General features: G+C 63.0%; 15 protein-coding genes and 1 pseudogene. 7 read left to right on the forward strand and 9 right to left on the reverse strand.

Annotated features, from left to right (window positions below; all coding sequences use genetic code 11):
- Nucleotides 1-593: 593 nt before the first annotated feature.
- The 3 genes from LQ566_RS08860 to LQ566_RS08870 are packed head-to-tail and all read right to left on the reverse strand — an operon-like array spanning nucleotide 594 to nucleotide 3,464.
- On the reverse strand, nucleotides 594-1,565 hold the full coding sequence (locus LQ566_RS08860; protein WP_231091251.1) for a FecCD family ABC transporter permease: 972 nt from the start codon (nucleotides 1,563-1,565) through the stop codon (nucleotides 594-596).
- The gene (locus LQ566_RS08865) at nucleotides 1,562-2,602 is read right to left on the reverse strand and encodes a FecCD family ABC transporter permease (RefSeq protein WP_231091252.1); all 1,041 of its coding nucleotides are present in this window, start codon (nucleotides 2,600-2,602) and stop codon (nucleotides 1,562-1,564) included. Before LQ566_RS08865 ends, LQ566_RS08860 begins: the two co-directional genes overlap by 4 nt.
- Nucleotides 2,580-3,464 (reverse strand): siderophore-interacting protein, encoded by an 885-nt coding sequence (locus LQ566_RS08870; RefSeq protein WP_231091253.1) that lies wholly within the window; start codon nucleotides 3,462-3,464, stop codon nucleotides 2,580-2,582. Before LQ566_RS08870 ends, LQ566_RS08865 begins: the two co-directional genes overlap by 23 nt.
- Nucleotides 3,465-3,529: 65 nt before the next feature.
- On the opposite strand from LQ566_RS08870, the gene LQ566_RS08875 reads away from it, so the two are divergent.
- The 3 genes from LQ566_RS08875 to LQ566_RS08885 all read left to right on the forward strand — a co-directional run bounded on the left by LQ566_RS08875 (nucleotide 3,530) and on the right by LQ566_RS08885 (nucleotide 6,136).
- Complete coding sequence (locus LQ566_RS08875) at nucleotides 3,530-4,546, forward strand: ABC transporter substrate-binding protein (protein ID WP_231091254.1); 1,017 nt, start codon at nucleotides 3,530-3,532, stop codon at nucleotides 4,544-4,546.
- Nucleotides 4,547-4,611: 65 nt separating this feature from the next.
- The gene (locus tag LQ566_RS08880; protein WP_231091255.1) at nucleotides 4,612-5,331 is read left to right on the forward strand and encodes a TetR/AcrR family transcriptional regulator; all 720 of its coding nucleotides are present in this window, start codon (nucleotides 4,612-4,614) and stop codon (nucleotides 5,329-5,331) included.
- Nucleotides 5,285-6,136, forward strand: coding sequence for an ABC transporter ATP-binding protein (locus LQ566_RS08885; protein WP_231091256.1), 852 nt, complete (start codon nucleotides 5,285-5,287; stop codon nucleotides 6,134-6,136). Before LQ566_RS08880 ends, LQ566_RS08885 begins: the two co-directional genes overlap by 47 nt.
- A gap of 91 nt (nucleotides 6,137-6,227) precedes the next feature.
- On the opposite strand, the pseudogene LQ566_RS08890 reads toward LQ566_RS08885, so the two are convergent.
- Nucleotides 6,228-7,405 (reverse strand): annotated as a pseudogene (locus tag LQ566_RS08890) (IS3 family transposase).
- A 594-nt stretch (nucleotides 7,406-7,999) separates the two neighbouring features.
- Between LQ566_RS08890 and LQ566_RS08895 the strand changes: the two are divergent.
- Nucleotides 8,000-9,055 carry a saccharopine dehydrogenase NADP-binding domain-containing protein gene (locus LQ566_RS08895; RefSeq protein WP_231091257.1) on the forward strand — a complete coding sequence of 352 codons (1,056 nt, stop codon included), beginning with the start codon at nucleotides 8,000-8,002 and terminating at the stop codon, nucleotides 9,053-9,055.
- Here LQ566_RS08895 and LQ566_RS08900 read toward each other — a convergent pair.
- Together LQ566_RS08900 and LQ566_RS08905 are read right to left on the reverse strand one after the other, a co-directional pair.
- Nucleotides 9,052-9,678 (reverse strand): TetR/AcrR family transcriptional regulator, encoded by a 627-nt coding sequence (locus LQ566_RS08900; protein ID WP_231091258.1) that lies wholly within the window; start codon nucleotides 9,676-9,678, stop codon nucleotides 9,052-9,054. The two genes, LQ566_RS08895 and LQ566_RS08900, sit on opposite strands and share 4 nt — an antisense overlap.
- A 71-nt stretch (nucleotides 9,679-9,749) precedes the next feature.
- Complete coding sequence (locus LQ566_RS08905; RefSeq protein WP_231091259.1) at nucleotides 9,750-10,742, reverse strand: AvrD family protein; 993 nt, start codon at nucleotides 10,740-10,742, stop codon at nucleotides 9,750-9,752.
- Between the two features lie 579 nt (nucleotides 10,743-11,321).
- Here LQ566_RS08905 and LQ566_RS08910 point away from each other — a divergent pair.
- Nucleotides 11,322-13,820, forward strand: a complete 2,499-nt coding sequence (locus tag LQ566_RS08910) for a helicase C-terminal domain-containing protein (RefSeq protein ID WP_231091260.1) — start codon at nucleotides 11,322-11,324, stop codon at nucleotides 13,818-13,820.
- Between the two features lie 479 nt (nucleotides 13,821-14,299).
- Here the strand turns inward: LQ566_RS08910 and LQ566_RS08915 are convergent, their stop codons facing one another.
- From LQ566_RS08915 to LQ566_RS08920, 3 genes are all read right to left on the reverse strand, one after another.
- Nucleotides 14,300-15,274, reverse strand: a complete 975-nt coding sequence (locus LQ566_RS08915) for a sporulation-delaying protein SdpB family protein (RefSeq protein ID WP_231091261.1) — start codon at nucleotides 15,272-15,274, stop codon at nucleotides 14,300-14,302.
- Complete coding sequence (locus LQ566_RS17775; RefSeq protein ID WP_372459795.1) at nucleotides 15,268-15,798, reverse strand: SdpA family antimicrobial peptide system protein; 531 nt, start codon at nucleotides 15,796-15,798, stop codon at nucleotides 15,268-15,270. Before LQ566_RS17775 ends, LQ566_RS08915 begins: the two co-directional genes overlap by 7 nt.
- Nucleotides 15,799-15,865: 67 nt before the next feature.
- Complete coding sequence (locus LQ566_RS08920; RefSeq protein ID WP_231091262.1) at nucleotides 15,866-16,471, reverse strand: sporulation delaying protein family toxin; 606 nt, start codon at nucleotides 16,469-16,471, stop codon at nucleotides 15,866-15,868.
- A 1,058-nt stretch (nucleotides 16,472-17,529) separates the two neighbouring features.
- Here LQ566_RS08920 and LQ566_RS08925 point away from each other — a divergent pair.
- Nucleotides 17,530-18,009 carry a hypothetical protein gene (locus LQ566_RS08925; protein ID WP_231091263.1) on the forward strand — a complete coding sequence of 160 codons (480 nt, stop codon included), beginning with the start codon at nucleotides 17,530-17,532 and terminating at the stop codon, nucleotides 18,007-18,009.
- Between the two features lie 53 nt (nucleotides 18,010-18,062).
- Entirely contained in the window at nucleotides 18,063-18,335 is a 273-nt protein-coding gene (locus LQ566_RS08930) for a hypothetical protein (RefSeq protein WP_231091264.1), read from the forward strand.
- Nucleotides 18,336-18,348: the final 13 nt, after the last annotated feature.

The following is an 18,348-nucleotide window of genomic DNA, read 5'->3' on the forward strand; positions in this document are numbered from 1 at the left end:
CGGAGGCGCGGTCCTGCCGGGGGCTCGCCACAGGCAGTCACTCGGCAACCAGATGCACGATGCTCTCGACAGGCCGAGATCTATGCTGCGGCAGGGATGCGGGTGGCGCCGGAAAGGATGACCTACAGTGCACCACGGCGACCGAAGCTGACGACTCTGGCCCGGGGACTCATCAGGGTGTTCGCCGTAGCAAAGGCTCGCGAGCACCCAGGGAATATGCGGTGAGGCGTGCGGGGCATGACCTCACGCACATGCGAATTGAGTACGTCGCAGGACTCGAGTCCACAATGTGGATAACCCTCGCGATTCTCGCTGGAGGTTTTGCACGACCCCGCAATCGCTCGGCATGGGCATGGTTCCTTCTCGTGCTTCTCCTCGGCTCGATCGGGGCGTTCCTACTCGTCGTCTGGCCTGCCGTCGAGAGAACCCCGCGCGCCTAGGTCTAGTGCCAAAAGCCTCTGCTGAGTCGATAGCTGCATCATCATCCACTCGACAACCTCACCTGGGACACCAGCGCTGAGCGGGTGTCAGGGAGTTAGCCGAGGACGATGCGTTCAGCCTTCACATCGACTCACCGCCGACTTCACATCGACTCACCGCCGAAGCAGCATCAGCATGAGGTAGACGCCTCCGAGCACCGTCGTCACCAACCCTGCCGGAGGCCCTCCTGGAAGAATGTGCTGGGCGATGAGGTCTGCGATCGCCAGGAGCACGGCGGCGAGCATGGCGGAGAGGGCGAGCGGCGTCTCTGAGGTGCGCGACAGCGCTCGCGCGATTGGGGGTGCCACGAGGGGCAGGAGTCCGATCGGTCCGCATATGGCGGTGGCGATCGCCGCGAGCGCGACGGCGATCGCGATCAGCTGGATGCGCAGTGAGCGTGGCGCTGCCCCGAGGCTCGCGGCGAGGTCGTCACCGAGTGCGTGCACACGAAGTCGGCGCACGGTAAGAGCGCACAGCGCGGCGCCGAGCGCGAGGGTCGTTCCCGAGAGCCACACGGTGCTCCAGGTTGAGGCGGCGAGGGATCCCGCCCCCCACGTCGCTGCGGCCATCGCCGATTCCAGCGAGGCCGACACGACGATCCAGCTGTTGATTCCGCCCAGCAGGGCGGCCAAGGCAACACCCGCGAGCAGGAATCGACTTCCTCGTTGCTGCGATCGTGATCCGGACACGGCGAACAGCGCCGCGGCGGCCAGGAGGGCGCCGATCAGCGCGGCGGGCGCAACGTACGCCCAATCCGCGCTGACGAGGACGACGAGGATGAGCACCGCGGTGTATGCGCCACCCGAGATTCCGATCAGGTCGGGCGAGGCGAGCGCGTTTCTGGTAACCGTCTGCAGGATCGCACCGCTGAGACCAAGGCATGCGCCGACGAGCAGGGCGGCTGCGGCGCGTGGGATGCGCCATTCGAGGACTACGGTGCGCTCAAAGCCCTGGATCTGCCCGGTGAGAACGCCCCAGATGTGTTCGAGTGAGACCGCGTAGCTGCCGAGGAGGGCTCCCAGGAGAAGCGTTACCAGACCGATGACGGCCACGGCCGAGTGTACGGAGATGCGGGCGGGCGTCATGTCAGGCTCCGGGTTCGGCGGATGATCCACAGAAGGAAGGGCGCTCCAAGGATCGCGGCAACGATCCCCGCCGGTAGTTCTCCGGGCCACAGCGCGACACGGCCGACGAGGTCTGCGAGGAGGAGGATCGCGCCGCAGAATGCAGCGGCAGTGAGGTGCCGGCCCGCGGCGCTCAAGCCCAGTCGGTTCGCGGCGAGGGCTGCGGAGTGCGCTGCGATGAGTCCCACGAATCCGACCGGGCCGGCGAGCGCTGTCGCGGTCCCCGCGGCGATGGCCACCGCGATGGTGGTGAGGGAGCGGGTCATGAAGAGACGCGTGCCGAGTGCTCGTGCGAGGTCGTCGCCCATCAGCGTGACTTCCAGAGGCCGCGCGATGCACAGTGCGAGTGCGAGGGCAGCAGCGATCATGAGCGCTCCGAGCAGCGTGGACTCCAACGGCACCCCCACCATCGAGCCGGACAGCCAATTGCGCATGCCGTCGAACGCGTCAGGCGCGGCCAGCATGATGCCGGTCGTGATCCCCGTCAGCACGGCGCCGAGCGCGACGCCGAAGAGGATTAGCCTGGTCGGCGAGTATATCTTTCCGCCCAGGCCGATGGCGCTGACAAGAGCTGTCGCGATGAGCGCTCCGGTCAAGGCCCACGCGCCCTGGGCAGCGAAGTCGGTGGCAAGTCCTGTCGCCATGCCGATCGCGATCATGACCGTGGCACCCGCATTCGTTCCGAGCAGCCCGGCGTCCGCGACAGGGTTACGGGTCACCGTCTGCAGCAGGGATGCCGCGAGCCCGAGCCCGAGCCCTGCGATCACCGCGGCGAGCGTGCGGGGCAGACGGATCTCGACCACGATCGCCCAGATGCGCAGTTCGGCATCGCCCGTCAGCGCGCCGAGCACCTCGGCAGGTATCGTCGACTGGCCACCGACGAACAGGCCTACCAGGGTCGCCGCGACGAGCAGGGCGAAGGATGCCGCGACAGTGAGGGGCGTGCGAGGAGAGTGACGAGCCGGCCTCAACGGCTCAGTCGTCAACGTCGAAGTCATCGAGCACGGTCATCCGTGGGTTCAGCGCGAGGGCCTCCTCGTACCGCTGCAGACGGGCTTCGTCGATCTGGGAGCTCGTGCGCCCGCGCCGCCAGTAGCCGAAGACCTGGACCTCGTCGCGTGCCATCCCGCGATCGCGTCGGAAGTGATTGCGGATCCGCCGCATTTCCTGATGCTCACCGCATGCCCACACGGTGATCGGCTCGGGGTGTGCGGCGCTCGCCTCGAGTGCCGCATCGACCAGGCGACCGGTGCTCCCCGGCGGCTCGCTCTCCGCGCGTGGAAGCCAGTGGATCTCGACCCCGTTCGGGAAGGGGAGTTCGTTGAGCACCCTACGGTCAGGCGCTTCGGCCCAGATGAGACCGATGCGATCCTCCGGCCAGTCGCGGAGAATCGTGACGAGCGCGGGGATGGCCGTCTCGTCCGCGAACAGCAGCGCGGGACGCTCCTCAATGAAAGGCGGGCAGAAGTGAGGACGGGGCCCGAGGATTCTCACAGAAGTGCCGATGCGCGCGCCCGACAACCACAGCATCACGGGACTGCTTCCCTCGTGCCTGACGATATCGACCTCGATGACGCGCCGCTCCCCCTCCTCTCGGTAGGAGCGAACCGTGTAGACGCGGGACACCGTGGACGAGCCCTCCGGATCGGGAAGCTCCAGCCGTATGGCCGGATTCGTGACCAGCCATCTCGACGCATCTCCTTCGTGGTCCAGAGCGGCCTCGACGCGTGTCAGTGAAGGGGTGATGTCGGTGATCGCCGCGATCGTCATCGTGCCGTGGTTGATGCCCGCACGGTGATCGGGATGTTCGAGAACGCGGCGGTGTCGACCGCCGTAGACACCTTCGGTGGGTTCGATCATTCCTGTTCCATCTATTTGTGCAATAAGGTTGCCCTTACCTTACCTCTAAGTGCGAAGGAAGACACATGCAAGGCCATCAGCACCGCGCGATGCGCGCGATCGCGCTCACCATCAGTGCCGCCGTGACCCTCTCTGGATGCGTTGCGAACATCCCCGAGCCGGTGCCGACCACAGCGAGCGAGGACGCCATCGTGATCGAGCACGCCTACGGCACCCTCGAGCTCGATTCCCCGCCCGAGCGAGTCGTCACGCTCGGCCTGCTCGAGACAGACGTCTCCGTCGACCTCGGCATCACCCCCATCGCTATCGCCAAGTTCTTCGCCACCCCGGACGGAGTCGCGCCGTGGCTTGCGCCGGAACTCGATGAAGTGCCGGAGATCATCGATACCACCACAACCGGCGCGAACGGCGCAGAGCTCGATGTCGAATCGATCGCGGCGCTGAACCCCGACGTCATCATCGCGACGACGTATTCGCAGCTCGGTCAGTACTACGATCAGCTGTCCGCCATCGCGCCGGTGCTCGGCCCGTCCGAAGCGAACTACCTACAGCTGCCCTGGCGCGATCAGACGCGCGCGATCGCTACCGCGCTGGGCCTCTCAGATGAGGCGGAGGCGCGCATCGATCTCGTCGAGAAGCAACTCACCACGGCAGCTGCCGAGAACTCCGTGACCGACGGGCACGACTACACGCTCTCCCTCGGCACACCCGATCAGATCAAGGTGATGAATGATCCGGCCGACGCGAGCGTCGAGGTCATGAACGCCTTCGGAATGACCTTCAGCAGGGCAGCGGCGGCGCTTCCTGGTCTCGGCGATGGCTCCGGTTCCGCGGGCGTCTCGGAGGAGAACATCGCGGCACTGGACGCCGACATCGTGATGATCGGATACTTCGGATCCGACACCCGCACGTTTTGGGAGGCCTCGACGCTCTTCCAGGAGCTCTCCGCGGTGAAGAACGGCGGATACATCGCGATGGACCTCTCCGACAGCACGGCTCTTCGTAACCCCTCGCCGCTTTCGATCCCCTATGTGATCCAGAGCGTCATCGTCGATCAGATCGTCCCGGCGCTGCAGGGATGATCCGAACGGGATGCCGGCCGCGAGCGATCATCGTGTCCGGCATCCCGGCTGGAATGATGAAGACCATGGAGCCGAAACCCGCTCAACCTCGTCGCGGCCGCCCCCGGAAGATCACACGCGAGGCCATCGCCGACGCCGGACGGAGACTCACACTCCCGAAGGCGACGCTCGCCGATGTCGCGAATGAGCTCGGCGTGGGCGTGCGGGCGCTGTACAAGCACACCGAGGGGATCGCCGACATTCAGGTGATCACAGCCGAAGCGATCTTCGCCTCGTGGGAGGCACCCGTTCCGCAGGGGGAGTCTCTCGCGGAGCACCTGATGCACGTCGCACTCTCGCTACGCGCCCTCGCCCTGGAGAACCCCGGGATCGCAGGCTTCCTGGTGCGCACATCCGCCGAGGTGTCCCCCGCTGTCGTCCGGGCCATGGATGCGCATCAGCAGTCGGTCGCGGGAGCCTACGGTCTCTCGCTGGCGCGCAGTTCGGTGCTGCTGGGAACGGTCGCCGAACACACACTCGCGGTTACGGACATCGTGAATGCGAGCGGCGGTCGACGGCGAGACCTCGCACGGATGTCCGCAGACGAGAGGTTTCCCGCCCTGTCGGCCTCGGCCCGCCGAAGCGAAGCTCGAGACCCGGAGAGCTCCTTCAGGTTCGGTGCGCGCGCGCTGATCAGAGGACTGCTCGAGCTCACGGACGAGATGACAGACGTGACGCCGAACGAAGGAAACGAAACACATGAACGATCCATCAACAACAAGGCAGACACCGCACCGGGGCCGTGAGGAATCCTTCCTCGGGACGCTCTCCGGAGCCGGGCTGAGACTGGCGTACGACCGACGCGAGGTCAGCCGTGACCTCGACATCTCCATTCCTCCGGGCAAGGTGACGGTCATCATCGGCCCCAACGCCTCGGGAAAGTCGACCGTCCTACGAGCCCTCGCCCGCCTGCTGCGCCCAACCGACGGACGCGTCGTCCTGGACGGTAAGGACGTCCGCGCCTACGCGCCGAAAGAGTTCGCGAGAAGGCTCGGGCTGCTCCCGCAATCCTCACTCGCCCCGGTAGGCATCACGGTGACCGATCTCGTCGGACGCGGACGCTTTCCTCACCAGCAACCACTTCGCCCGCCGACCGCCGACGATGCGGAGGCCGTGCGTCGGGCGATGGAGGCCACCCGCGTCGACACCCTCGCCGACCGTCCGGTTGAGGAGCTCTCAGGAGGACAGCGCCAGCGCGTGTGGATCGCCATGCTGCTCGCTCAGCGAGCTCCGGTGATGCTCCTCGACGAGCCGACAACATATCTCGATATCTCGCACCAACTCGACGTCCTCGAACTGCTGCGAGACCTGAACGCGGCTGAACGACGAACTATCGTGCTCGTGCTGCACGACCTCAACCAGGCGATTGCCTACGCGGACGAACTCGTGGTGGTTCACGAAGGCCGCGTCGTTGCCCAGGGCACACCCTCCGAGGTCATGACCACGGATCTGCTCAGATCAGTCTTCTCGATTGACGCTCGTATAATTTACGACGCCCATCTGACTCACCCAGTGGTCCTTCCGCTCGCCAGCATTCGACCCGAAAACTGATGCGAGAACTGGCTCACCACCAGCGTTCGCCGAGTGTCGACGTCGACCTCGACTGCTTGGGCGTGAGGAACGAACCGGTGAAAGTTTCGGTTTAGGCCGCGAGTGTGAGCGGCTCGGTTAGTTTGGCTTCGAACTCGATGGGCGTCAACCCGCCGAGCGTGTCCTGCGCTCGCTGACGGTGATACTTCCGCTCGATCCAGACCACGATGGCTAGCCGCAGCTCTTGGCGCGTCGCTCACCGTTGCTGGTTCAGGATGTTCGTCTGCAGCAGTGACCAGAACGATTCCATCGCGGCGTTGTCGCCGGCTGCGCCGGCTCTGCCCATCGAGCCGACCATGTCGTGGCGGCGCAGTTCCCGGGCCATGGCACGGCTTCGGAACTGGCTGCCTCTGTCGGCGTGCAGGATGCACCCGGCGACCTCTGTCCGGCGGGTGACGGCGTTGCGGACGGCGTCGACGGCGAGCTTCGCGGTCATGCGATCCGAGATCGAGTAGCCGACGATGCGATTCGAGAACACGTCCTTGATCGCGCAGCAGTAAAGCTTGCCTTCGCCCGTCCAATGCTCCGTGATATCTGTGAGCCAGAGTCTGTTCGGGGCATCGGCACGGAACATGCGTTGCACGCGATCGTCGAACACGGGCGGGCCCGCCTTCTTCCTCTTCCCGCGCCGGCGTCGCTGCGCGGACGAGAGGATCCCCGCCTGCGAGCACAGCTTCCACGCGGTGCGTCTACTCATCCGCCACGCGGCCCGTCGGGCCTCGTCGGCGAGGTATCGGTATCCGAATGTCGGGTCGTCGTGGTGCGCGTCATGCAGGGCATTGATGCGGTGCGCGCGGAGAACGTCGGCGTCTCGGATCGGAGCGTTGCGCTACCGGTAGTACGGCTGTCTTGCGAGCTTGAGGACCCGGCACGACACCGTCACGGGGATCCCCGCGTCGGTGAGCTCAGATACGAGCGGGTATGTCATTTTGGGGAGCCACCGAGTTTCAGGTTCGCCTGAGACAGATATGCCGCAGCCCTCCTGAGCACCTCGTTTTCCTGTTCGAGCAGGCGGATCCGCTTCTTCAACTCACGCGCTTCCGCCGCTTCCGCCGCGGTCTGACCGGGACGGTTGCCTTCCTCGATGTCGGCCTGGCGGAGCCAGTTCTGCAACGTCGCTTCGCTGATGCCGAAGTCGGTGGCGATCTGTTTGATGGTGACGCCGCTCTCACGGCTGCGAGCGACCGCGACGACATCCTCGCGGAACTCTTGGGGATAGGGACCAGGCATGATGACATCCTCCCCGCCAGCGCCCCTGAGCGCTAACGATCAGTTGTCACCGGTTCGTTCCTCACGCCCTAAGAGAGTAACCACGCGGTATCACGTCAACCACACGAAGGTAGCGACCCCGATGCTCGTCTTTGATCGCGTCGGCGGAGCGCCTGGAGAGAAAGTCCCCGAAATGGGCCAGCAGGTGGGCACCCTCGACACTTTCGGTGCCGCCCTCATCGTGCTTGCTTCGCGGGCGCGCGAGGAGCGTGCGCAGCGCAAGGGAAGTTCTCGGCATCAAGGTTCCTTTCAGTTCAACACCAGCGCTCAGCGCGCTCGGTCGTGGGACCCTGGACCCACCGCCAGAAGTGTCGTGGCAGCATTCGGGCGATGCTTCGCCCACGACGCATGTCCCCACCGGAAGCATACGCATTCGAGCCTGATATCGTTCGTGTGTGACGGTTTTTAATCTAGGGAACGATCGCGCAGGCCACCCTGCCGGCACCTCGCGAACGAACGTCATGGCGCGAACGTCGCCGCTGCGCATGCTGCTCTCGTCAGGTACTCACCTGTTGTGAGCCTGTAGTCGAAATCACTGAGGAAGTCGCGCGACCCATGGCCGCTGATTCACCCATACTCGTCTACGGCACAGGCGCGGTAGCGAGGTCCGTCACGGAATTGCTCGTACGCCGGCGAGTCCCGCTCATCGTGGCGGGGCGAAGCGAGCCACGCGTGGCCGACCTAGCTGCGGCGTCCGGGGCGGCGCAGCGAGTGGGTGAGCCGGCGACGGTTCTCTCGCCAGCCGACCGTGTGGCTGGGGTGATAAATGCGGCGGGCCCGTTCACCGACACAGCACTTCCGCTAGCGCTCGCGTGCGTCCGGACGGGGGCGCACTACGTTGACGTTTCCAACGAGGCGAGTACACATATCGCTGTTTGGGAGCTGAGCGCCCGCGCTCAATCTGCGGGCGTTGCCCTTGTGCCGGGCGCGGGCTTTGGCACCTTGTACGCGGAGAGGTTGATCGGCGCGCTGATCGCGAGAGTTGATTCGCCCGTCTCTGCGCTCTTGGTCACGCTTCCTTCGGGCGGCACTGTGAAGTCTCCCGGTGTCACTGCGAGCCAGGACGCGGTCTTCGCGGCGCCAGCGCTGGCCGTCGCCGGGGGGAACTTCGTAACGCCGCGCGGCCGTGTTCAGCGGCTGCCCGTGGGACTCGGCCCCAGATCGGGCATCCTCGTTGGCACTGGCGATGTGATCGCGCTTCAGCACTCATCAGAGTTGAGCGATATCTCAGTCGCAGCCGGCGTTGACGCACCTGTCGGGCTGCTGCGGCTCGCGCTCCCATTCCTCAAGGCAAAGGCCCGGTGGTCGTCTTCTCGGGTCAACCGGCACCAGTCGATCTTCCCGTCAGGCCCGAAGTACGTTGCGTCCGATGCGCCGCGCGTGCGCCTAGCCGCCGAAGTCACCGGCGCTGGAGGGACCCGTGCGCGAGGCTGGCTGTCATCACGTTCCGGCACCGAAGTTGCGGCCCGCACAGCCGTTTCGACAATGCTGACGCTCCAGTGTGAAAGCCGCACGGGCGTACGCACAGCGTTCCAGATCACCGGGTCCGAGGAGCTCGGCGACGGCTTCGATCCAACCATCAGGATCGACGTGCTCCCGTCACGAACCTAGGCCTGAGTCGAGCGGTTCTGCGGGACGAAGTCGTCGACCGCAAGTGACCGCAGCACGAACGGCTCGATATCTCTGAGAGCCGATGGAAGATCAGACCAGGCGTCATTGACGAACGAGCTCATCTGCGCGCCTGTGAACATGTACACGATCGCCCGCGAAGCCTGAGGAACATCAACCCCTTCGCGGAGGTTGCCCTCCCCCCGAGCCTGGTAAAGGAAGGCGCTGATGGCGTCAACCCAGGCAGGATCCGGCAACTTGGCGATACCAGGAAACGTCGTTGATGCCTGCGTCACCAGTCGGATTCCCGCTTGCGCCACCGGATCAGACCGAAGAGCCTGCCCCAGAGCGTCGGAAAGGGCAAGGATTGCGGAGAGACCATCGAGACCAGAGCTAGCCAGAGAATCACGAAGCTGGATGAACTGCTCATCCTGTCGTCGGATCAGCACTTCGGCGACTTGCTTCTTCCCCTCGGGGAAGTGAAAGTAGAAGGCCCCTTGTGTTACTGACGACTCCTCAAGCACATCGGCCACTCGTGCGCTTTCAAAATGAAGGCGGGCGAACACCTTACCGGCAGCGGTAATGAGCGCTTCACGCGTTGCAATCGCGCGTTCCTGCTTTGCCACTCCACTCCCTCTGTCGATTAACGCCTGCGGCGGCGCCACAACCATGGTTGCACGCAACACAGGCCTGAGCATCATGGCACGCGGAACCCGAATGACGCCTCAGCCCGCGCACCGTAACTGGTGGCTGACACGAGCCTGAGATCGTTGACGCGTTCGCCATTTACTACGAGCACCCTGTCGCGTACGACAGCGGTGATGGATTCGATGACTGGTGCCGGCAGGGCGTGCGAACGTGTCAACGACAATCGGCGTAGCCACAGGTTCGGCAGCGCAGCGCGATCCGATTGCTTGATCAGGTATGCCGTCACCTGGCTGAGCTGCCCGAACATCGCGAGCTCCTCGAGGCATGTGAGGGAGCGCGGCGCAGCCGCAAACTCCTGGCGCGCACTGACCCAGCCGGTTCCCTCATCGATGACCTCGCCTGGCAGGAGCGGATCACGGTTCACCACGCCATGCACTTGGCGATCAACCGCCCCCAAGGGGGACGTGTCCTTGCCAAGCACCAGGTCAACAGCGAACCGACCGATTCGGGCTACGATGCGCGGGCCGGCGCCGCCCTCCTTCGGCGTAAAGCATCGGGCATTGAGCGCGATCCCACCTGTCGCGACGGCCACCTGCGCTGGAGCCTTGACTTGGACACGCTCGACCGAGCGATCTAGCAGTTCACGGAGCGGGCTCGTGTCGAACGACCCTCGGAGTAGCAGCTCCGCGGTCAGCAAGATTGCATCGAAACTGCTGAGATGTACCGCCCGGGGAGCGCCCGAAGCGTCCAACGACCAGTCATCCGGATATCGCGCAAACCCTACGCCGTTGACGAGAACTTCGCTATTGCTCAATGTTGACCGGACATCTCGCACCTCGTGCGCGACCCGGCGGAAGCCGCCGCCAAAGTAGCGCCCCTCAGCCGGGCCTAGAACGTCGAGAAACCCACGCGAGCCGGAGGCTTCAACAGACGCTGCGCTTCTGAATCTTCCGAGTTCAAGTCCCGATCCGAACCCTTCTGCCGAAGCTCTGCCCTTGGGGCCCAGCTCGGAGTAAGCACTATCGCCCCTCGTTATCGCCATGACGCTATACCTTGAGTCGCGCGGGCTGCTCGCGGCAGGAGTATTGCACCGGGGCGATGCCGTACGCCGCAAGCACTCGCGCGGTTGTTCTCCATGCCCCCGGCCGGGTACGCGAACATGGCGCCAGGGTCGCCAGGACTGTCATCGAATACAAGGCTCTCGAATCTGTTGTAGAAGACTCACCGCTTGCGCGCACCACCAACGAGTCAGGCAAAACCGACATACAGGGATGCATCTGAGACAAAATGAACACAATCTCAACCAACGACGAGGAAAACCATACATGGTCCACGGTTTTACCGCAAGCCTGCCGAATCATCTAGCATGAGCGCATGCAGAGCTAGCGGCCTGTTCGCGGGTTCGTGGTGGCGAGTGCCAGCGTCGACGCGCGAACGGTACCGTCCGTTCCTGGCTGAGCTAGGCGGGTACCCACAGGATGATGACAGGGAAGGAATCCGGATCGCCGCCACCGCGGCACTACAACACGAGCGCTGCACATCGCACAACACCCGATGGCGTGGCATCAAGCCAGGCGGAGTTGATCCAACGACAGACAAGGCGCTCGCAACCGGAGGAATCATGGGGATCTTTGATGGCTTTACCACGGCGGACCCCGCCGCCACCACCCTCGACCCGAAGAGGCTATTCCGTGCCCTTCCCAAGCCCCTGGGATCGGAGTTCAAGTTCCCCCACGACATTCAGACTGAGGTTTGGAATCAATGGTTCAACAATCGCGATGAGCGCGATCTCGTTCTGAAGTTGAACACTGGTAGCGGCAAGACCGTCATCGGCCTCGTCATCGCCCGCAGTTCACTCAACGAGGGCAAAGGTCCAGCAGCTTACCTCGTACCCAACACCCAACTGCAGGAGCAGGTAGCAGAGACGGCCAACGCGCTCGGGATTCGTTGGACTGACGACCCGCGGGACCCCGCCTTCCACCACGGGGAGGCTGTTCTTGTGTGCACTGCACAAACCATTTACAACGGGCGCAGCAAGTTCGGGCTTGAGGGAGGTGTGCGGCGCATCGACGTGGGGACGATCATCATCGATGACGCTCACGCATGCATTCCTGCCATCGAGGCCCAGTTTTCGTTGCTCTTGCCGAGCAGCACGAGCGCATACCAGAAGCTGCGCGCACGTTTCGCAGATGCGTTGAAGCAGCAGTCTCTCTCTGGGTGGACCGACATCAACTCGGGCGGAGCATCTCACGCAGTTCCGGTCCCATACTGGGCCTGGTCCAAAGACCTGGAGAGCAGTTACGCGATTCTCGATAAGGTGACGGAGAAGGAGTCCAGTGAGCACCAGTTTCGCTGGCCTTTGATCCGCGAGCACCTTGCACTGTGCGACGTCGCATTCACAGGCACGGAAGTGGAGATTCGCCTCCCCTACCCGGATCTAAGCGTCTCCCCGTCATATGTTGGTGCGCGCCGACGGATCTACATGACCGCGACGCTGGCAGATGATGGTGTCCTGGTCACGAAGATGGGCGTGGACGAGAAATGCGTCCTGAACCCCATCACGCCTGGATCTGCGAGCGACATCGGCGACCGGATCATCCTGACTCCCGTAGAGACAAGCCGTGCGGTCACGGTTAGTGACGTTCGTGAGAGCGCGGCGCGCCTCGCCCAGACTCACAATGTGGTCGTCATCGCCCCTTCGACGTTCAAAGCAAATGGGTGGAAGCAGTACACGAACGAAATCCACAGCAAGGACACCGTCAAGGACGCGGTGCGACGGTTGAAGGAGGGCCACGTCGGCCTCGTCGTGTTAGTCGCGCGTTACGACGGCGTCGACCTCCCGGGAGACGCCTGCCGAGTACTCGTCATCGATGGGCTCCCTGAACGGTACTCGCCAATGGAGCGAGTGGAAGCAGCTGCCATCGGTGACACGCCTGAAATGAGCGTTCAACAGGTGCAGCGTATCGAGCAGGGCATGGGTCGTGGGGTACGCGCGACTGATGACTATTGCGCCGTCATCCTCCTAGACGCCCGCTTGGTCGGCCGCTTGTACGCCGCTGCCGATCGCGACATGCTCTCCCCCGGCACCAGGGCGCAGTACGAGTTGTCGACCCAGTTCTCGGCAGGAGGCCGTGGAGCATCCATGCAGTTCTTCGACGAGGCCATAGAGGCCTTCCTCGCGCGCGACAAGGGCTGGACTGATGCGAGCCGCCATGCCGTGGAGGGGCTCACCTACGAGAAGCCAGAGAAGCTCGATGCCCTCTTGTCAGCCGAGCGCGATGCCTTTGCACATGTGCGCGCGGGCCGCAAAGCGAAGGCAGTCGAGGTCCTACGGGCACGCTTTGCCGACATCAAGGAGCCCCGCTTTCGGGCGTGGACCAAGCAGCGAGCCGCCGCCTATCTCGATCTTGAGGACCCGGTCGGCGCCCGCACTCTCCAAGAGAACGCGCGGCTGGATTCGCCCTACATCCTGAAAGTCCCTGGAGCGACCGCCCCACGACTGACCGCCTTGGGAGACCAGGCAGACGCCTCCGCCGGCTACCTCGCGCGAACTTTCACCTCTCCGCGCCAGCTAGAAGTCGCGGTAGATGCGATGCTGTTGGATCTCACCCCCAGCACGGCGACGAACAGCCACAAGCGCTTCGAAGCAGCGCTGGAGCAGCTTGGGTCGATGCTGGGCTTCACTTCGGGACGCCCCGACGCCGAGACTGGCATTGGACCCGACAACCTGTGGGCAATTGGCAAAGGCCGCTACTGGGTGATCGAGTGCAAGAGCGAAGCCCAAGCATCTGAGGTCTCGCGCGAGTATCTCGAACAGGTTTCGCACTCGGCGGACTGGTTCGAAGACAAGTACCCAGGCTTCGAGCAGTTGCCGATCATTATACATCCGTCGCGGACCCCGATGTGGGACGCGGTTCCTCGAAAGACTGCGCGAGTGATGACGTTCGCCAGGCTCGAGTCGCTTCGAACCGCAGTTCGAGGGTTCGCCAGTGCAGTATGCCTCGACAACGCTTATCGAGACGCAGAGCGAGTCAAAGCGAACCTCGAGCACTTCGGACTCGCCGCATCCGAAATTGAGCAACGCTGGACCCAGAGTTTCACCACACCAGGTTCTCGCTAGTACGGTCACCCGAACGTCGCTGCAGTGGCGAGGTTGTCGTGCGCGCGTGTGAAGCTAATCGACAACTGCTTCGCACACACGCATTGCATTGATTGCATCACGCCGAGGCCTTCGGAATGAAACCCACTTTCATCCGCGACGGACCTATCGCAGCAGCTCCGCTTGTTTCAACCGGAGCTTGGAAGTTCCTCATCGAGCGACATCCCGATTAATTGCCCATTAATTCAGAGAACTTCCCTCACCGAACGTGCCAGTTGCGACCAACTTCACATTGAGCAGTGCGTCGAGGAAACACCCCCGTTATGCCTGCGGATTAGCTACAATGGAAACATGTTCCTCACGATTCTAGTAAAACTGCGATGGCTGATGTATCCGTTCGCCGCCTTCCTGCTCATTACTGGCATTATCGTTGTTGTCATCGATGTTTCTTCATGGCAAGGATGGCTCCTGATTGCACTAGGGGCGTTGCAGTTTTACCTTCAGGGCTGGTACGCGCGAGAGTCCAAGCGAGTGAACCCGGACGACACACTCGGAGTCTGAGCGCCACTACGGCTTCGCCACGAGAATCTAAACGGCTTGGACACAGGCCACAAGTACAGCAAATCGAGTGCGATCATGACAAGTGAGAATGCCGGAAGCCCCATTGACACCGCGATCATAACGTGCATCGCCATGATCAATGCAAGGACCACATACTTCCCCTCTTGTTGCATGAATATGGCGCCCGCCGCAACTATCTCCAACACTGGCACGGCCCACGTAACCAGCGTCACGACAACAGGGCCAGAAAGCACTAGAAGGTAGATTCCACTCTGCCACTCGGGGCTACCGAAGACTGGATGCGTGAGCCAGTAGTACATTGCAGTTCCATCTTGCCATTCAGGTTCCGCGAACTTGGCAACCCCTGCCACGAGGTAAATAACTGAAGCTTGTACCTGAATCAGAAGCAGGAAGAGTAGAGCAGTCGCGCGCCGATACTGAGTTCCGCGATGCGTTCGCCCCACTGGAATCCAGTGGTTCCAGCGAGGATCAAGAATCGCAACTGGAATCAGAAGAAGAGTAATGATAGCTGCAATTTGGTCGCCGCCTTCCAAGGTCGTCGCCGACGCCTGATAGCTGAATGCGACCCACCAGTGCAACGGCGCAGTCACCTGCGGCAGAATTCCGGAAATCACAGCCAATAGGACGACTATCGCGATGATCTTTGCGACCCCGGAATCCGGAATCACGCAGTAGAGCGACGGGATCGAAGGACACGTGACACCCGTCCCGGTGGCTGGACTCGCAACAAAGAGAATGTCTGCGGGGTTGAGTATGAGCACCAGTAACCCTGAAAGCGCAACGATGCTCCTTGCTGCTCCATAGACGTTGGTGAACGGGTTCTGACTAACGAACGCTCCAATTCGACGGCTTGTCCAGTTGTCGATTCGGCCAAGAATACGCAATTTCAGCACTCCACAGTAAATCGCACCACGTGCGCGGGCATCTGCACGTCTGCCCCTGATGACACCCAAGCCCAAGGCACTGGCTCCCGCGATATCGACGCTACTTCCCCACACAATCCCCAGTTGTCGTACATGCTGCGATCGATAGGAATCGAAGATGCCGCCTTGATGCAACTTACATCGTCCAAGTCTTCGCACGGCAGCAGTTCGGCTTGCTGCGATCGACTTGCTTCAGCGACAAGAGATGCACCAAACAGTGCCTCTGAGCGAGCGGAGCGCTGCCATCCGAACAAACGTCCTGCCTCCCCGCCCGCAGTTGGGCCAACAACCTCCCAGCCGGCATCTGTCTCCTGCCAATACGTGGCGTATGATTCCCGCGGGCTGCGAGTGAAGAAGGCCCACCCCTGAGGAAGAACATCGCGAGTCTGGATCAGCGTGTCGAATGGGAGTCGCATCGCCGAATCCTGAATTGCTGAGCGCCCAACATAGAGGCCGCCAACAAGGAAGACGAGGACGAGGAGTCCGCAATACATCTTGAGGGCGGGCGAGGCGCTTGCCTCGCCCGCCCCAGCTTGGGTCCTGATTGTCACGCTTGGCTATTCACTTGCTAGCGACGGTCGCGGCTTCAAGCGCAATTCGATCCAACGAGAGTCCAGCGCTCGTGTCGGGGATCCGCGCGACGTATGCTTGTGGGGCCGGCTGGGCTGGGTTCGGTACGTTGTCAACGTTGACGTAGACCCATGCCGAGATGAAAACGAACGCGACGACCGGCACCACGAGGCAGGCGGCCTCGAACTCGGGGCTTTCAGTCATTGGCTCAAGAACATCGCTCAGCGCCCGCGCGCCCTCCTCCACGGCACTTCTCACCTTAGGCAGGTTGCGGCTAGCTGCGGCTTCGAAGATGTGGTCCAGCAACTCGGGGTCGTTGTCGACAATCTGCGCCACGATCTCGCGCTGCACCTTCACCTGGTCCGCCGATTCGGGGGTGTAAGGCAACCCAGTGGCCTCAGCAAACTGTGCCCCCAAGGGGCCGCTGTGGAAGTAGATCGCCTCGAACAGTTCTTCTGGCGTTGTTTGGCGGGTTGCAGCGCTGATGCTACTGCTCGTTTCAGCGTGGGCAGGAACCGCAATCCCAGCACCCAGCACCAGCGCGGCGGCCGCCGCGACGGCTACCGACCCCACTCCAAACCTGTTTCTCATTCGCATAGTTCTCTCCTAACAGCGCTGACGCGCTCGTGCCGAAAACATACCGTGATACACGGTCGGATTTCTAGCCGCGCCGCTCCTGACGACTATCCCTACGGATCCACCCCGGGCTGCACGTGCCTCGCGACGTACGTGAAAACACCAGATCAGCACGGGTGGTTCCCTGTCGCGGCCGGACGGTACACGATCCGGTGACGGAAGGGAGAGTAGTTATCGTACATACGTGGCGTTTTGTGAATGGCCGGTGTGATGAGAGTCGCCGCGACCACGAAGTCGAACTTGCGCGTACTCCAGCGAGCGAGCCCAGTGAGCGTCCGGAGACGCTCTGCTCACCACCAGGAGGAACCCGAAGTGGCGTCACGATGGTGACTCAAAGCGCTTGCCGCCCGACGAGGAAGTCGTCAGGAAAGTCGGCTCGTAAGTGCGTCCTCTTGGATCCCGTCGCCGTGCTGCGGCATCGGGACGACCTGAAGCTCCGGATCGCATCAGCTTCCGGAGCCGTGTACAGAGGTGCACCGGCAAGGCCCGCGGTCCACCGCAGTGCGTCCGCCCGTGCGCTTCCCCGGCTCCGAGCATCACGGCCACGTCGATCTCGTCACCGGGCTGACGAAGCCACTATCGTCCGCCCCAGACACGACTCATACGTTCGCAGCCCAGCGGGCGTGAAGAGGGAGCCGTGCCGGAAGGACCCGTCGAACTGCGCGGCTCCCAGACAGTCCTTGTCTCGTGGCCGCATTGGGGGGATACCACGATGCCGGCGTGATCCGGTGGACTGTCCGGCGAACCTAGACCTTGTACACGTCCCAGCGCCACCGCTAACCGAGACTCATTTTCTGGGACAGCCGAGGACGGCCGGGGCTGGTGTTGCCGCGCCTGAGGCACAGCAACACCAGGGCTGATCGCAATCTGCGGGTCGTTCTGACATCCTCGCCAACTTGCCCCGCTGCTCACGAATCGGCCGCTCCGAACCTACCCCCGAGGCCTGAAACATGACCACCGGCATGTAACGAGCACGAGCACATCGTCAGCTGTCCCCCATCGGGGCGCATAGAAGGTGCATGAGGTATTGCGAGCTGGCTTTCCCGTTCTTCACCCACGACGAGCTCCGGAGGTTGGCGCCGGACCTGCTTGAGATGACGACAGATCGCCCTTTGCTGGTGGGGGGCGCGGTCTTCTATCTCGCCCGGCGAATCGCTGAGAGGTTCACGGCTGATGGGGTATGCGCGGAGAGCAGCGAAGTTCTGTATCCCGCCGGCTCGTATCTGCTCGCCGATGCGAATGGAGATCAGTGGGACGTCTCTGTCACTACGGCCCAACGTGGCCTCCTCCTTCATGCTGCATACAACCTGGGCACGTCGGAGGCAAACGTGATGACATATGTCGCAGGCTTCACAGACATCCCGTTGGCGCTCCACTACGACGACTGGTCCCTCGCGACCCCGTGGGATCCCATCCCGGCAAGCGCGGGTAAGGAGCGCTCGTTCCGCGAACACACCCCTGTACCCCCGCAGCCCTTTGCTGCACGAGCGTCTCAGTGAGCCGGTTCGGGCATACACGTCTCACGATCTCGTGACCACGCGCATAGGGAAGTATGACCGCTTCCCATCTGGACTACATCCGATATCAGGAACGTGCTCTGCGCGCTGTTCTCACTCGCTATGGGCTGACCGATCCGTCTGTTGCAGCGCGCGGCGGTGGACATGCGACCATCTACCTCGTCGTGGTGCCGGACGAACACGTCGAACTACTCGATCTGATCTATGCCGAAGATGAAGTGCAAGAGCTTCTCGGCCCTGCAGTCGAGGTGGTATCCGCCGGATCAGATCTCGGCCGCTCCCTCCGGCCGCTGGCGGAAGCACTGTGAAGGGGCAAGAACG

This window comes from Microbacterium nymphoidis, assembly GCF_021044885.1.
Lineage (GTDB): Bacteria > Actinomycetota > Actinomycetes > Actinomycetales > Microbacteriaceae > Microbacterium > Microbacterium nymphoidis.